Here is a 13,647-nt window from a genome sequence, read left to right on the forward strand (position 1 = left end):
CCTTCATTCACGAAGGGACAGCATTATTGACTTCTTTTGTCATCCGTGAGGTTTTACATTAAATGGCTGCAGGCGTAAGATTCAATCAACAACCGAATGAAATGACACTGTTCTTGAAATGGCTGAATTCCGTAACGGGAACGGGGGAACCAACTGGTGCAGGCGGCTTAAGGATAGGCTGCTGAGTACCCGGGGTGAATCCTTGCCAGTGTGCTACTATGGCTCTGGTGAGGTAGGGCAATCTCGCTGCCCGAATCCGTCAGCTAACCCCGTAAGCCTCGAAGAGAGAGGATGAGCGCCATGATCGAGTAACCGACCACGGAGAGCCCTGCTGCTGCTGTGGTCTTTTTGCTGTGTAGGGAAGGGGATTAATCCCACTGAATGCCCTGAAAATGGGCTGGATACGGAAATGAAGAGCACAAGTGCCCCTGAATCCAATTGCGCCTCTGCCATACACAACCAAGCAGCCTAAAGTGGAAATTAGGGGCAATAGTGACAGGTGGAAGCACAACTGAATCTTATAACAACACTAGTTATTCAGTTTATGTACCACAATAGTCAGTTTCCGCATCGCCACTACAGTCAGTTTTCTTATAGCCATATTACATTGAAAGGAGGGGGTTACCATCGCTACTGTATTTATCGTCTGCTTCTGGGTTGGCCTCGTGCTTATCCTAAGCGGCAGCATTCATGGACACGGCCTGGCAGGCCACCTGCATGTCGGGGGAGGTGATACCGGGGGGCCGGGCTTTCTGCCGATTCTTCCGCTGATGGTGTTTGTCACCGTCTGGGGCGGCACGGGGTATATGCTTGTCAAGTACAGCGGGATGCAGCTGCTCGCCGTGGTACTGGTCTGTACCTTGATCGCCCTGCTGCCGGGCATCCTGCTCTACACGGTACTGGCCCGGGTGATGACCCGGTATGACAGCAGTATGAGTGAACTGGATTATGATCCGGCTGGCCAGCTCGGCTATATCAGTATCGCCGCAGCGGATGGGGCCGTGGGAGAGATGAAGTATGTGCTGCACGGGACCATGCGCTCCATCGGCGTGCGGGCCGGATCCGGCCAGTCACTGCTGCGCGGCGATCGGGTGATTATTGTGAAGACGGATAAGGGGATCGCAGCGGTCACCCTGTTCGAACGGGAAATGGAACAAAACTAACGGGGAGTGTCGGAGCAAATGTTAATTTTATATGTAACCGGAGCTATTGTTGTTGTGATTCTGCTGGCGTTAACCAGTATTGTGACCGCGTATAAAAAGGTTCCGCCCAATCAGGCCATGATCGTATACGGCCTCGGCGGCAAAAGAGTGGTCCAGGGCGGCGGGACGTTCGTCATCCCCGGCTTCCAGAACAATAAAACCATCTCCATGATGCTGATGAGCTTCGATGTGATCCCGGCGCAGGCCATGTTCTCCCGTCAAGGCATCAAGCTGAACCTGGAGGCCGTAGCCCAGATTAAGATAAAAAGCGATCCAACCGCTATTCTCACCGCCAGTGAGCAGTTCATTGACCGGCCGGAAGAGGACCGTGAGACGATTATTTTGCATTCGGTGGAGGGTCATCTGCGCGGCCTGATCGGCCAGCTCAGTGTAGAATCTATACTCAAGACCCCAGACGAAATCAACAGCAAGATGCGGGAGACCTGCTCGGAGGACCTCGACAAAATGGGGCTGGAGGTGGTCAGCTTCACCATCAAAAAGATTACCGACGACAAAGGGTACATCGACAATATGGGCGTGCCCGAAATTGAGCGTATCCGCCGCGACGCCAGTATTGCCAAGGCCGAAGCCGAACGCGACATACAGATCAAGCAGGCCGAAGCGGAGAAGGAATCCTCCATTGCCAAAGCCAATGCCCATCAGGCGACCATAGAAGCGGGAACCGCCGCCCGTGCGAAGGAATCCCTGTTCGAGAAGGAGCTGAATATTAAGCAGGCGGACTTCAAGCTGGAGACAGAAGTGAAGAAGGCGCAGGCGGATCTGGCGTACGAATTGCAGCAGAACAAGATCAAGCAGTCCCTGGTTACGGAGCAGGTGAAAATCACTCAGATGGAGGCCGAAGCCAACCGCACAGTCCGGGAGATCGAGGTCGAGCTGAGACAGCGGGAGCTGGAGGCAACGGTGATCAAGCCTGCCCAGGCGGAGAATCAGGCAACGATCATGAGAGCGGAAGCCGCCAAGCAGCGGCAGATTCTGGAGGCGGAAGCTGAAGCAGCTACGACGACCAAGCGCGGACTGGCAACAGCGGAGGCGGAATTGGCAAAAGGGAAGGCGAATGCGGAGATCGTCCAGCTCGCCGGAGCGGCGGAAGCGGGAGCACTGCAGAAGAAGGCTGAGGCGTACAAACAGTTCACTCAAGCGGCCCTGACTGTGGAATTCCTGAAAATCCTGCCGGAGCTGGCTGAGAAAATCGCTTCCCCGCTGGCCAAGGTAGATAAAATCACCGTCATCTCCCAGGACGGGGCTTCCTCAGGCGTAAACAAAATTACCGGCGATATCGCCAAAATCATGGCCCAGGTGCCTGAGCTGACCAAGACGCTGACCGGCATGAATGTAACAGAGGCGCTCAGCGGGTTACTTGGCCGGGATCATGAACATGGACAGGAGTAGAAGAGGAGCAGGGGGAGGCAGTAAGTAGTTAATGAAACGGCAGCTAGCCCCTTCCTGACTGCATCTCTCCACAAAAAAACAGGCGTCAATCTCCAAAAGGAGGCTGACGCCTATGGTATGTCTGAAGCTGTAGATCAGCGCTGTACCGCTCTCAGACGGTAAGTGCAGCTTGCGTAATCTCCGCGCAGGTCGGAGACCACGAGGCCCATGCGCATCAGGCGGTCGCCGCCGAGCGGGGTGCTGTCAAAGGCCGTCTGGAACGGACCGGAGCTATCGCCTCCAGCTGGCGCAGAAGCTTCTGCGCCACCGTGGACATGCCCGTTGCTGCCGGCAGCCCCGGTCTCAATGACGTAATCCAGCTCCGGGTTCAGTCCCTTGAGCGTAAGGCGTGAAATCGGCGGATTAGGTCTTGCGAGTACACGGAAGTAAGCGACGAAGGCTTCGGTCTTGTCCTCGCTGACGAACATCCAGGCAGTCTCGCCGCTACCCTCGAACGGACTCAGCAGACGGTACATATCCCCTTGCTGCACCAGTGTGCGGATCTCCTTGTACTGGGCAATCTGCCGGGCGGCCAGGTCCTTCTCGGCTTCGGTGAACTTGGTGAGGTCCAGCTCATAGCCGAAGTTACCGCTCATCGCCACATCGCCGCGTGTAGCGAGGGAGGTAATGCGGTCCACCTGATGGTTCGGAACGTCAGATACATGCGCGCCCATGCTGCTGGCCGGGTAGACGATGCTTGTGCCGTACTGAATCGCCAGACGCTCAACCGCATCGGTGTTGTCGCTGGTCCAGGTCTGAGGCATATAGAACAGCATACCCGGATCGAACCGGCCGCCGCCGCCGGAGCAGCTCTCGAACAGAATGTCAGGGAAGCGCGAGGTCAGGCGCTCCAGCAGATGATACAGGCCGAGCATATAGCGGTGGGCTGTTTCTTTTTGCCGGTCCGGGGCGGCCTTCACCGATGCAATCTCGGTCATATTGCGGTTCATGTCCCACTTGATATAGCGGATCGGGGCACTGGAAAAGACCGCGCTTAGCGTCTCATACAGATAGTCACATACCTCCGGGCGGGAGAGATCCAGGATCAGCTGGTTGCGGCCTTCCGTCCGGCGGCGTCCTTCGGCATGCAGGCACCAGTCCGGGTGCTTGCGGTACAGTTCACTGTCCGGCGAGACCATCTCCGGCTCCACCCATAGACCGAACTGTATACCTTCCTTGTTGACCCGGTCTGCCAGATCCGCCAGACCTTCAGGCAGCTTGCGGCGGTCCTCGAACCAGTCGCCGAGTGAGCTGTTATCCTTGTCGCGTCTGCCGAACCAGCCGTCGTCAAGGACGAATAGCTCAATGCCGAGCGGGCCTGCTGCTTTGGCGATGGTCGCGATTTTGTCCGCATTGAAGTCGAAGTAAGTCGCCTCCCAGTTGTTGACCAGAATCGGCCGGGCCTGATCACGGTGAACACCGCGGCAGAGCCGGGTCCGGTACAGCCGGTGATAGGTTCGCGACATGCCGCCGATGCCTTCGCTGGAATAGACAAGCACAGCCTCTGGGGTCTGGAAGGATTGGCCCGGCTCCAGCAGCCAGGAGAAGTCGAACGGATTAATTCCGAGGCTTACACGGGTCTGTCCGAACTGCTCCACTTCAGCAGTAGCACTGAAGCTGCCGCTGTAGACGAGGCTGAAGCCATAGACGTCACCCTGATCTTCGTCTGTACCCGGGCGCAGAAGCGCGAGGAAGGGATTGACCTGATGGCTGCTTGATCCGCGGCGGCTCTCCAGGGACAGCGCGGCTCCGGGGTTAAGCGGGTGGCGCTGAACATGGCGCTCTCTGGCCCATGCGCCGCTCAGATGCAGGGTGTCATATGCGGAATCGGCAAAATCCACCGACGCGCTAAGCGCCTGCTCCAGCCGGAGCGGGGCTTCGCCGTTATGCTCGAAGCGCACAGAGCGGGTAATCGCCTGATGGTCAGCGAACACCGTATAGAGCAGTTTGACCGTCAGGCCAGCATAGTCGTCCTTCAGGGTGAGTTCAAGTGTGAGCGCTTCTGCTTCGCTCTCTGCATAGACCGCAGGCAGTCCATCCAGTGCCGGCTTACCCGGCGTGATTACATAGCCTGCATACTGTAGCTCTGAGATCCGCGTACCGTCCGCAAGCTGAACCTGATAAGCCGGGCGGCGAAAATCACTCGTACCATACTGCGGATACTCCTGAGGCAGGGCATCCAGCGAGAGGGCGGGCTTCTGCGGCAGCGGGGTTGGTGAGAAGGAGGCGCGTTCACGCAGCTCCAGTACTCCGGCCAGACTGTCATCATGACGGAGCCGTGCGCCCCAGTAGACATGGGCTGGGTAACCCTCTACCAGTTGGATGATGTAGCTGGTGTCTTTGGACTGAAGATGGAACAAGCCTAGTGATTCGTCTGCAAAAATGTTCATGATCTTAACACTCCTTGTGTATTAGGATAAGGTCCAGATATCTGGACCAATTTGAGCGGTACTTCTGCAAGATACCTTGGAAAAAGCAATCTACGATTGCTGTGCAGCCGGGCTGTGTTAATCCCTGGTCCCGCCGCTGGTCTCGCGGATAATCAGCTTCGTGCCGATCATCGTATGCGAAGGGGCTTCGCGTCCTTCGAACCGCTCGGCGAGCAGTTGAACTGCTGCTTTGCCCATCTGCTCGGGATAGGCGCGGACCGTTGTCAGCGGAGGCTGAACATAGGCCGCCATCTCGATATCATCGAAGCCGACGACAGCCATCCCGGCAGGCACCTGTATCCCGTGATCATGCAGGGCACGCAGAGCGCCGACCGCCAGCGGATCACTGGCGGCGAAGCAGGCCGTAGGCCGCTTTACCCCTGCCAGCAGCTCGCTCATCATCCGGTAGCCGTCAGCACTGGTCCAGCTTCCCGTGCGGATCAGCGCCGGATCATAGCAACCCTGGCTCTGCATAATCCGGGTGTAATGATGCCTGCGGCGCTCCTCCCCGCTGCCGCCTCCGATGAAGGCGATCTCGCGGTGACCGAGCTCCAGCAGATGGTCCAGCGCCTGATCGACAGCCTGCCGGAAATGTGTCCGCACGGAGTCATATTCCGTGCGCTCCGAATAATGGTCGACCAGTACGGTGGTGCTTGTATCCGGGTGCAGCTTCGCAAGCTCTCCCGGCTGGAAGCTCCCGCCAACTACAATAAGCCCGTCACCTGTGGGCCGGAGCGGGACGGACGTGCTATGTCCGCGCAGCGTCTGGCCGAGCCGGATGCCCAGCTCCTCACAGCGCAGCTCCACGCCGCGCCGGATGGAGCCGTAATAAGGGTCGTCCCGTTCCTCTTCGGCTGAACACCAGAGCAGAAGCGAGACGGTCTTGCTGCCAAGCTCATTCTCCCGCTTCAGCTGCCGTACCCGTGAGGGCTTGTAGCCCAGCTGCCCGGCCACGGAGAATACGCGGTTGCGTGTCTCCTCGCTGACAGCCAGGGACAGGTCGTTATTTAGCACTCTGGATACGGTTGCGGCCGATACGCCGGCTTCACGGGCGATGTCTTTAATCGTTGCCAAGCTGATCACGCCTTTTTAGTTAATAAATTTACTAAATATTCGCCTTAATCCTATCATCTCTTAAGGGTTCTTTCAAGCAGATTTTGAGTAACGCTTACATTAGGGGGGCCTGCTCCAACATTCTCGCGGACTGCAAAGCCCTTATCAACACCAAATTACACCATTAGGCACGCCAGGTGGACTCAGAGGCCGTTAACTAACCCATTACTCCTCATTTATAGCTGCAAATGGTAACATAAGCGCTCCTGAGTCCGCAAACATAAGAAAAGTTAGTTTTTTCGCATTATAGCGTCCTCTGAGTCCGCCAGATGGCGAATAAGCCTAAGAGGAGCTTGGACCAGAGTTACAGCAAGTCTGCTATGTTGTTCGGCTCTTGCGCTTCGGAGGAAGCTATGTCCCAGCCCGCTATTCCGTTTGTACGCAAACAAAATGAGGCTGCCTATGCAGGCAGCCTTGTCCACTTTTCCACATTATTACGTTATCTCATCCCTATCAATCTGCGGTACGCTCACCGAATAAATGCCCCACAATCAGATCCGCGCACTCTTCAGAGGTGTCCTCATGCGTGTTCACCTTGAAGCCATACCTGATGTCCCGGGCCATCAGCTTGTGCTGCTCCTCCGACTGGTCTTCGCCTCTGTGTTCACGGGCCAGATTGCGCTGGCGGCAGATGTCCAGGGGACAGAATACTTCTACCATGGTTAGCGGGTATCCGGCGAAAATATCCTTCACCTTCTCATAATGAGGCGTGAGGCCCGGCCGCTCCACCAGGATGCCGTCAATCAGCACATGCTTGCCATGATCCGAGAATAATTTGGCGGTATGGTACATCATGATAATAGCTTCACTAAGATACTTCCAGTAGTCTTCACGCAGGTAACGTTCCCCGATGGTTTCTTCGAACAGGTCATTGGCTACCACATAAAAGAATTCCGGCGATCTCGACTGTATCGCTTCGACTATTGAGGTTTTGCCGGAGCTGGTTACTCCGTTCAGAAACACGATTTGTCCTTGGTTCATTTGCCTTTCCTTCCTCTCATGCTTCGTTTAATTTCGTCCCTCGTTTAAGTCTCTCCCGCATTCCCCTCAATCTGCTGTATATAATCCCGGGGAGAGAGCCCGGTGACCTTCTTGAACACCTTGCTGAAATAGAAGGCGCTCTCATAGCCGAGCTTCTGGGAGATTTCGTAGATCCGGCCTTCGCCGCGGACCATCATCTCCTTGGCGGCTGTGATTTTGGTCTCTGTGATATACTCAACATAGTTCACCCCGGCGACCTTGGAGAACAGGTGGCTCAGATAGTTGGGGCTGAAGTTGAACACATCCGCCACCTGATGGAGCGAGAGCTTGGTGCCGAGATTTCTTTTGATATACTCCTGGACATTCTTCACCACCTGCTCCTTATAGCTCTGTCTGCGGGTGGCGAGCATTCGGACGCAGCCGTCCCGGAACTGGACGAGCCAGCCGATAATCTCCTCAATCGTATGCATCTGGTAGATCGCCCGGTAGCCCTCCGGCTCCTGCTCGAAGATCTGCTCCACCATGTTCTCCCCGTCCGCAAGCAGGGAGGTTGCCATATACAGAATATTGCAGGCGGCATCGGTGGCGGGAACGAGCAGGCCAGGTCGTCCGTCGAAGATCTCGATCATCCGGGAGATGATGCTGTGCAGAGCGCGGGTATCCATTTCTTCAAAAGCTCTGCGGATCACAAGCCGCGATTCCGAGAAATCAAACAGCAGATGCTCCTGCAGAGGGGCTTCGCCCTCCGTGAAGAAGACGAAGGAGCGCTCCTTCACAGCGGCGGGCAGTGCCTTCCGGGCAGCGAGATAGCTTCCCTGCAACAAAAACGGATCTTCCGCCGCGAAGCCAATCGCCCCGATAATGGTCACATTGAAATAATTATGCAACACGGAAGCCATATCCGCCAGCAAATTCTGGATGTCAGGCATCCAGAGCTGCGGGTCCGGGCCCGGAACTGGCAGGGTCAGGGCGAAGTTGCGCAGATCCAGGCTGGTGACGTAGCAGGCGCTTCTGGAGGCAAGCGTATCCTTCGCCATCTGTACCGTGCTTGAGCATAAGGCAACCAGCTTATCCCCGCGCGGCGGGACGGTGTCCGGCCCGAGAATGCGGCAGGTACAGACCAGATAGGCCGGCGCGGAGAGGTCTACCTCCAGATCCTCCTTTTGCAGCAGATACTGGTTCTTGTTCTCGAACAGACCGCTTAACAGCCGGATGAAAAATTTATCCCGCTGAGCCTGGAGATTGCCGCGATGGACCAGCTTCGGATAGCTCTCCATGGCCTGGTAGGCTTCGAGTGTGGAAATCGCTCTGCGGATCGATTCCGCCAGCGCCTCCGGGGTCAGCTCCAGCTTCACCAGGTAATCGGTAGCCTGGACCTCAATCGCTCCGCGCGCATACTGGAATTCCTCGTAGCTGGTCAGCATGATGAACAGCGGAAGCCGCCCATACTTGCGGCGGACCGAGCCGGCGACCTCGAGGCCGCTTTTGATCGGCATTTTGATATCGCTGATTACAATGTCCGGGCGCAGGGTGTCGATCATCTCTTCCTCCTGCGCGCCGTTGTGGGCGATGCCGACAATTTCAATATTATATTGCTCCCATTTCAGCATGGACTGGAGTCCGATGCAGACCAGGGCTTCATCATCTGCGATTAATAATTTGATCAAGCTCATCACATCCTTGCTCGGTATGCTATTGTTTTGGGGTCCCCGCAAAGTACCTGAGTACTCATCGAAGCTAAGGCCTCACTTTGTGGGGGATTATAGCTATTCTCTCTGCCGGAAGGGCAGCAGCAGCTTCATCTTGGTGTAACGGCCGACCTCGCTCGCAATCGACAAGCCGTACTCCCGGCCAAAAGCAAGCTGCAGCCGCTCGTTCACACTGCGCAGCCCGATATTCTCCAGCATTCCCTTAGCCTCGTCCCCGGGAACGGTTAGAATGGTGGCAATCTGCTCCGCCGTCATCCCGATCCCGTTGTCCTCGATCGTAATGAGCAGATCCGTGAATCCGCTCTTCGTGACCCGGACAACAATATCGCCTCGGCCCTTGGGCTCGATGCCGTGGAAGATCGCATTCTCGACCAAGGGCTGGAGCGTGAAGCGGGGAATAAGCCCGGCGAGCAGCGCTTCCTCTTCAATCTCTGTGACCATAGTAACCGTGCTGCCGTACCGGTATTTCTGAATCAGGAAATAATCATCTAGCAGGCTCAGCTCATCCTTCAGCGGCATCAGTCTCCGGTTATCCTTGGCGATGCTGCGGAGCAGCCGGGACAGGGAGGTCGTCATCTCTGCAATGCCGGTGGCGTTCTGGATCGTAGCCATCCATTTGATCGAATTCAGGGTATTATACAGGAAGTGCGGATTAATCTGGTTCTGGAGCATCCGGTATTCCAGCTCCTGCTTCTGCTTCTCGTCAGCGAGCCGGCTGTCCATGAGGGCCACGATATCCTGGGACAGGCGGTTAATGCCCCGGCCGACATCGCCCAGCTCGCTGTTCCATTCAATCCCCGAGTCCAGCAGGAAGTTGCCCTGGGCAATCTTGTCCATGCGCTTCTTGAGCTTCTCCACCGGGAGGCTGATCGTACGGGTCAAATACAGCGTAATGATCGCGCTTAAGACAAGCACGAGCAGACAGACGCCGAGCAGGACAAGAATCCAGATATTGCTCCGGGGTGCGAACTGGTCGCTGGATAAGGTCTGCGAGAGCATGACACCGCTGCGTACCGGATACGATACCACGATATGGCTTTCCCCATCATCCTGCATTTTCACCATGGACAGCTCGGTATCGGGGCCGACAGGCTTGTCACTGGTATAGGCTACCGGCTCATACGGCTCTTCAATGGCTTTGACCTGATCTCCGTTAAGCTGATAATGATGATCGCCGAGCGTAAGCAGCAGCCGGGAATGCTCCGGCAGGGCATAGCCCTTCAGCTTGTCCGTAATGACGGAGGTATTCGCGAGCAGGTAGACGGTGCCCACCCGGGTCGCCCCCCGGCCATAGATCGGGAACACGAAGGGGATTCCGTAGGAATTGGACAGTGGGTCCTTAATAACCCGGTTCCATTGCTCCTTGGCATCATTCGTAAGACCGGTAACTTGACCGATATTATGGATCGTAAGCGGAATGGAGGTGCCGAAATTCTCCACCTGCAGGAATTTCCCGCTGTTATCTGTGGCAATCAGGCGGCGTACATAGCTATAGGAGCGATTGATCCGTACATCGTCCTGCATCGCATTGAAGACATTCAGCGCCTGCTTGGGGCTGGCCTCCGCCGAACCGAAATATTCGGTAAGCAGGGTGTTCGTGGACGAGTTGGTGCTGCTGGTCATCGCCAGCGTCGTCAGGTCAATCAGATCCTGTTCAATAATATGGGAGACGAGCTGGAGGTTGAATTCCGTCGCCTGGATCGTCGTTTTGCGCTGGTAATACGTAATCAGTTCATAGCTGAACCAGGACAGCAGCGAGGCAATCAGCAGGGCAAAGGCGGTCATGAGCAGAATAATGCGGCTTTTAATAGTAGATTTACGTACCGTGGTGAACACTCCTTTAGGATATATAAGAGGCACTAAAGAAATAAACAAAAAAGCAAAAGAAGCGGAGGGGAAATTTGGAACTGGAGGAGCGATAGCGACCGCCTTTGTCACCGGATTTCTACCGCGATTAGCGGTTTAAATCAAGAAATCTGGGGACAACAGCGGCCGGAAGTCCAAATGTTCACCGCAGTGACGATGAAGCTTCAAGTTAAACTCTTAAGTGCATCTTATACAGGTGAGGATATATAAAGCGTTTTCAACTACCATAGCATATTCCTGCGTTTCATTATAGAGCCAGGGGGAGAAGCTGAGAATTTTACAGGTTTCGGATAAGAAATTACAGGTTCGGGGCAGGCCGTGCGGAGAAGAGCACAGAATAGTGAATGAACTGTGTTTGATTTTGCATCCCCATCGGTACTGAAAAGGCTTACACTTTGAACTAAGGCCGAAGGAACGGAAGTCGGCTGCTGAACCATCATCAGAAGATAAAGGGGATACTTACATGAACTTGAAAAGATTCTACGGCATGACCCTTGCCACTGCGCTCTCCGTGAGCATGCTGGCCGGATGCTCCGGCAATAACAATACGAAAGACGCTGCTGCCACTGCCGCACCTGCTTCGGGCGACGCTGCAACCGCTTCCTCCGAACCGAGCCAGGAGCCTGTGACCCTGAAATGGGCGCTGTGGGACTGGGAAGCAACTGCCTACTACAAACCGCTGATCGATGCTTATAAGGCTGGACATCCGAACGTAACCATTGAATACGTCGATCTGGGCTCCACCGACTATATGACCATGCTCAGCACACAGCTCTCGGGCGGGGCGGATCTGGATGTTCTGACGATCAAGGACATTCCGGGCTACTCGAACCTGGTGAAGCAGAATCACCTGGAACCGCTGAAGACCTACATGGGTGACAAATCCATCGATCCTTCGGTATACGGCGGTACGGTCGAGCAGATTGAAGTGAACGGTGAGGTGTATGCGCTTCCGTTCCGCAGTGACTTCTGGCTGATCTACTACAACAAAGCTTTGTTCGACAAAGCAGGCGTGGATTATCCGACTAATGATATGACCTTCGACCAATATGATGAGCTGGCCCGCAAGATGACCTCCGGCAGCGGCTCGGAAAAAGTATACGGTGCCCACTATCACACCTGGCGCAGCGCAGTTCAACTGTTCGGTATTCTGGACGGCAAGAACACTGTGGTCGGCGGCAACTATGACTTCCTGAAGCCTACCTATGAGCGGATTCTGAAGGAGCAGGAAGACGGCATCGTCATGGATTATGCGACTCTGAAGACCTCCAGCACGCATTATTCCGGCGTATTCTACAATAACTCTGTAGCCATGATGAACATGGGCAGCTGGTTCATTGCCACTCAGATTGAGAAGGTGAAGAGCGGCGAATCCCAGTCCGCAGAATGGGGCATCGTGAAATATCCTCATCCGGACGGCGTTGAAGCCGGAACGACCCTGGGAACGATTACTTCCCTGGCCGTGAACCAGAAGTCGAAGCATAAGGAAGCTGCCCTTGATTTCATGAACTTCGTAACGGGTGCGGAAGGTGCTAAGGTGATTGCTTCTACCGGTACGATTCCTGCGATTAAGAATGACGAAGTTATCAATTCCATCACCTCCATCGACGGCTTCCCGGCGGATGAGAACAGCAAGGCTGCACTAAATACCGTTCAGACTTATCTGGAAATGCCGATTCATGAGAAGAGTGCGGACATTGAGGTTATTCTGAATGAAGCGCATGACAACATCATGACCAAGAATGCTACGATTGACGAAGGCTTGAAGGATATGAATGACCGTGTAGGCCAGCTTTTGAACAATTAATATGAACATGTAATGTTAGTGTCCTGAAGGAAGGGCGGGCGAAGGCCCGCCTTCCATATAAATAGAGGACATCACAGCACTCACATGAACAGGCTTCGAAGTAATTCCCACTTTGCGGGGATGTTATATAAGGTTTGGAGGAGAACGAATGCAGAACGAAACCATATTGCGTACAAATAAGAGCCCAAAAAGCCGGTTGTCGCGCGGACTCCGGGATAACCTGGTCGCGTATAGCTTTATTGCGCCGAACTTTATCGGATTTGCCCTGTTCACCCTGGTACCGATGATTTTTGCCTTTATTCTGGCGTTTGTGAAATGGGACGGGGCCAATCCGATGAAGTTCATCGGGCTGGACAACTTCTCCCGGCTGATCTCGGATACCACCTTCCACAAGGCCTTGTGGAACACGATTGTCTACACCATTGGTGTCGTGCCGCTGACCATGATCGTAGCACTGGCGCTGGCGATTCTGCTCAATCAGAAGATTATGGGCCGTAATTTCATGAGAACGGTCTTCTTCTTCCCTTACGTGGCTTCGCTGGTAGCGGTTGCGGCGGTATGGAACTTCATCTTCAGCCCGACCATGGGTCCGGTGAACAACATCCTGCACCTGATTACCGGCATTCCGCTGGAGGACCTGCCCCGCTGGGCGGCGGATAAGCAGTGGGCGATGTTTACGGTAGTGCTTTTCACAGTATGGAAAAATATGGGATACTACATGGTCATCTACCTGGCCGGCCTCCAGGGTATTAACCCGGAGCTGTATGAGGCTGCTGAGCTCGATGGCGCAGGCCCGTGGAGAAGATTCCGCAACGTGACTGTGCCGCAGCTGGCACCAACCACCTTCTTTGTCCTGATGATTCTGGTCATCAACTCGTTCAAGGTCTACGATATCTTCATCAACCTGTTCGCGGGCGCGGATAACCAGCTCAACAATGCTACACGGGTCATGGTCTATCAAATATACAATACGGCGTTCCGCTCACTTGATTACGGATATGCCAGTGCCATGGCGATTGTGCTCTTCCTGCTGGTACTCGGCATCACCATCGTCCAGTTCCGCGGCGAGAAGAAATACGGACAATAGGGGG

At 55.1% G+C, this 13,647-nt stretch carries 9 protein-coding genes and 1 riboswitch; of the genes, 4 read left to right on the top strand and 5 right to left on the bottom strand.

Annotation, left to right across the window (positions count from 1 at the left end):
* Nucleotides 1–110: 110 nt before the first annotated feature.
* A riboswitch (cyclic di-AMP (ydaO/yuaA leader) is annotated at nucleotides 111–293 on the top strand.
* Nucleotides 294–665: 372 nt separating this feature from the next.
* Together MKX42_RS11265 and MKX42_RS11270 are read left to right on the top strand one after the other, a co-directional pair.
* Entirely contained in the window at nucleotides 666–1,163 is a 498-nt protein-coding gene (locus MKX42_RS11265) for a hypothetical protein (RefSeq protein WP_340752577.1), read from the top strand.
* 18 nt (nucleotides 1,164–1,181) lie between these two features.
* Nucleotides 1,182–2,612, top strand: coding sequence for a flotillin family protein (locus MKX42_RS11270; protein ID WP_340752578.1), 1,431 nt, complete (start codon nucleotides 1,182–1,184; stop codon nucleotides 2,610–2,612).
* 134 nt (nucleotides 2,613–2,746) lie between these two features.
* On the opposite strand, the gene MKX42_RS11275 is transcribed toward MKX42_RS11270, so the two are convergent.
* From MKX42_RS11275 to MKX42_RS11295, 5 genes are all read right to left on the bottom strand, one after another.
* Nucleotides 2,747–5,041, bottom strand: a complete 2,295-nt coding sequence (locus tag MKX42_RS11275; protein WP_340752579.1) for an alpha-galactosidase — start codon at nucleotides 5,039–5,041, stop codon at nucleotides 2,747–2,749.
* Nucleotides 5,042–5,158: 117 nt separating this feature from the next.
* Nucleotides 5,159–6,154, bottom strand: a complete 996-nt coding sequence (locus tag MKX42_RS11280; protein WP_340752580.1) for a LacI family DNA-binding transcriptional regulator — start codon at nucleotides 6,152–6,154, stop codon at nucleotides 5,159–5,161.
* A 492-nt stretch (nucleotides 6,155–6,646) separates the two neighbouring features.
* Complete coding sequence (locus MKX42_RS11285) at nucleotides 6,647–7,174, bottom strand: phosphotransferase-like protein (protein ID WP_340752581.1); 528 nt, start codon at nucleotides 7,172–7,174, stop codon at nucleotides 6,647–6,649.
* Between the two features lie 44 nt (nucleotides 7,175–7,218).
* A complete protein-coding gene (locus MKX42_RS11290; RefSeq protein ID WP_340752582.1) occupies nucleotides 7,219–8,841 on the bottom strand; it encodes a helix-turn-helix domain-containing protein in 1,623 nt (540 codons plus the stop codon).
* Between the two features lie 99 nt (nucleotides 8,842–8,940).
* A complete protein-coding gene (locus MKX42_RS11295; RefSeq protein WP_340752583.1) occupies nucleotides 8,941–10,719 on the bottom strand; it encodes a sensor histidine kinase in 1,779 nt (592 codons plus the stop codon).
* 493 nt (nucleotides 10,720–11,212) lie between these two features.
* Between MKX42_RS11295 and MKX42_RS11300 the strand changes: the two genes are divergently transcribed.
* Both MKX42_RS11300 and MKX42_RS11305 read left to right on the top strand, forming a co-directional pair.
* Entirely contained in the window at nucleotides 11,213–12,556 is a 1,344-nt protein-coding gene (locus MKX42_RS11300; RefSeq protein WP_340752584.1) for an ABC transporter substrate-binding protein, read from the top strand.
* Nucleotides 12,557–12,704: 148 nt separating this feature from the next.
* Nucleotides 12,705–13,643, top strand: a complete 939-nt coding sequence (locus MKX42_RS11305) for a carbohydrate ABC transporter permease (RefSeq protein ID WP_036699514.1) — start codon at nucleotides 12,705–12,707, stop codon at nucleotides 13,641–13,643.
* Nucleotides 13,644–13,647: the final 4 nt, after the last annotated feature.

Origin of the sequence: Paenibacillus sp. FSL R7-0204, assembly GCF_038002225.1 — a bacterium.
Taxonomy (GTDB): Bacteria; Bacillota; Bacilli; order Paenibacillales; family Paenibacillaceae; genus Paenibacillus_AQ.